The 776-nt window shown below is 42.9% G+C and carries 1 protein-coding gene; it reads left to right on the forward strand.

Annotated elements, in window-relative coordinates:
• Window positions 1-776: hypothetical protein (locus tag A3738_RS07600; protein WP_197473681.1), on the forward strand; the 776-nt coding region annotated here is incomplete at both ends.

Consider the following 776-nt stretch of genomic DNA (forward strand, 5'->3'; position numbering starts at 1 on the left):
GAGAATGATGCATTTGGCTCGAATGTCCTTGTGCGAGGAGATTACTTGTATGTTTATGCTTCAGGGGAAGATTCCGACGGGGTTGGTGCATATTCTTTAGCTGCTGCAGGGTTAAACTTAAATTATTCTCAGTTCGATAGCGGAGCTGTCTATGTCTACGAAATTTCGAATTCATGCGTTGCGCAAGAGGTTGGTTATATTAAGAATCCAGACAATGCCTTGAATATTGTTGATCCTAAAACGGGTTTTGGTTCGGCATTAGCAGAGTTCAATGGCGAGTTGTTTGTAGGGGCTCCACAGCAGCGTGAAATTGGTGGTAGTGCTCGACAACTTGGTAAGGTCTATCAGTTTTTTAGAGAGTCAGGGAATACGTGGCGTGCACAAACCAATACTTACCAACATATATTTGAGCATTCTGGACAGGCTTTCGGTGCGTCTTTGGCGGTAAATGATCGATTCCTATTAGTAGGTGTACCAAATGATGCAGCTTCACCGAGTGATTTAGCTTTATCTAATGGTAGAGCGAGTGATTTGCAAGATCTTATTGATAACCCGGTTGCTGCAACCCTAGTTAATTCAGGATCTGCGTTATTGTTTAACAAGGCGTCATTAAATGGCACGCCAGTCGTTAAAGACTATCTTAAGCCGAGCTTTAATGATCAGGGTGATCGATTCGGTTCAAGTGTTGCTTTGGCGGGTACTACTTTATTTGTGGGAGCTCCGTTAGAAGATAGCAACTCCTCGGTTATTAATACCGGAGAAAATCAGAATAATGC

The sequence above is a fragment of the Oleiphilus sp. HI0066 genome (assembly GCF_001635725.1).